The sequence below is a fragment of the Paraburkholderia sp. genome (assembly GCF_036488505.1).
Classification (GTDB): domain Bacteria; phylum Pseudomonadota; class Gammaproteobacteria; order Burkholderiales; family Burkholderiaceae; genus Paraburkholderia.
Genome location: NZ_DASXHN010000401.1, coordinates 1 through 1,744 on the forward strand (window position 1 = coordinate 1; position 1,744 = coordinate 1,744).

The following is a 1,744-nucleotide window of genomic DNA, read 5'->3' on the forward strand; positions in this document are numbered from 1 at the left end:
AATTTCATAATGTCGGAATAAGAAAGCGATGTGAAAGAGCCTGGACGTTGACGGGTTATCTAGACGCTGTTTTCCAGGACCCTCTCCAACATGACTGAATTGCAATATTGACGCCATGCGCGAGTTGCTCGCAGCATCGCCTCCCGGACTTGCCAGGCACGACGCTGAGAACTGCTTCGTCATGCACATGAGCAGACCGATGGCCGGAGCGGGCCGAAGGTGACGCCGTGGCGCCACGCGTGTGTATTGAATTCGGCCCGCAACTACCACAGCGGCTATGACTTCGCGCCGAGCCGGAACTTATGCAGCAACGGCTCCGTATATCCGCTAGGTTGCTCACGCCCCTCAAACACCAGCGCCTTTGCCGCCTTGAAAGCCAGCGAAGTTTCAAAGTGACCGGCCATCGGCTGATAGTGCGGATCGTTGGCATTCTGCTTGTCGACGACCTTCGCCATGCGCTCGAACGTCTCGTTGACCAGCGCCCCCGACACCACCCGGTGATGCAGCCAGTTCGCAATATGCTGACTCGATATGCGCAGCGTCGCGCGGTCTTCCATCAGTCCGTCATCGTGGATATCCGGCACCTTCGAACATCCCACTCCCTGATCGATCCAGCGCACCACGTAACCCAGAATCCCCTGCACGTTGTTCTCGATCTCCTGGCGAACTTCGGCATCCGACCACTGCGCCTTTTCAACGACAGGAATCGTCAGCAGTCCATTCAGCAGTTCATCGCGAGCGCTGGCGTAACCCGTCTTCTCCAGTTCTTGCTGTACAGCTTGCACATCGACCTGGTGGTAATGCAGCGCATGCAGCGTTGCGGCGGTGGGCGAGGGCACCCACGCCGTATTCGCGCCCGCTTTCGGATGAGCGATCTTCTGCTCGAGCATCGCGTGCATCAGGTCGGGCATGGCCCACATGCCCTTACCGATCTGCGCGCGTCCACGCAGCCCTGAGCTAAGTCCTGCAAGCACGTTATTGCGCTCATAAGCCGCGATCCACGCCGAAGACTTCATGTCGCCCTTGCGCATCATCGGACCCGCTTCCATCGCGCTGTGCATCTCGTCGCCGGTGCGGTCGAGGAAGCCCGTATTGATGAACGCCACCCGCGCCGATGCCGCTTCAATACACGCCTGCAGGTTGACGCTCGTGCGCCGTTCCTCGTCCATGATGCCCATCTTGATGGTGTAACGCGGCAGGCCGAGCAGGTCTTCAACGCGTCCGAACAGCTCATTGGAGAAAGCGACTTCGGCCGGGCCGTGCATCTTCGGCTTGACGATGTAAATCGATCCCGTGCGCGAATTGAGCTTGTTCCTGAGGTCGTGCATCGCGCCGAGCGACGTCATCACGGCGTCGAGAATGCCTTCGGGAATTTCGTGTCCGTCGCGATCGACGATAGCCGGATTCGTCATCAGGTGCCCGACGTTCCGGACGAACAGCAACGAGCGGCCATGCAGCTTGACGGTCGAGCCATCGGGCGCGGTGTATTCACGGTCGGCGCTCAGGCGGCGCGTGAAGGTCTTGCCGTTCTTCGTGACTGCCTCGGCCAGGTCGCCTTTCATCAGGCCGGTCCAGTTGCGGTAGAGCTGGACCTTGTCGGCGGCATCGACGGCCGCAACCGAATCCTCGCAATCGATGATGGTCGACACCGCCGCTTCCATCAGCACGTCCTTCACACGCGCGGCATCGGTCTTGCCGATGGAGTCCGTCGCGTCGATCTGGATCTCGAAGTGGAGGCCATGAT

Annotated in this window: 1 protein-coding gene; it reads right to left on the minus strand. The window is 60.0% G+C overall.

Features of this window, described 5'->3' with window-relative positions:
- Positions 1 to 275: 275 nt before the first annotated feature.
- Positions 276 to 1,744: malate synthase G (locus VGH68_RS23335; RefSeq protein WP_331606076.1), on the minus strand; the 1,469-nt coding region annotated here is incomplete at its 5' end.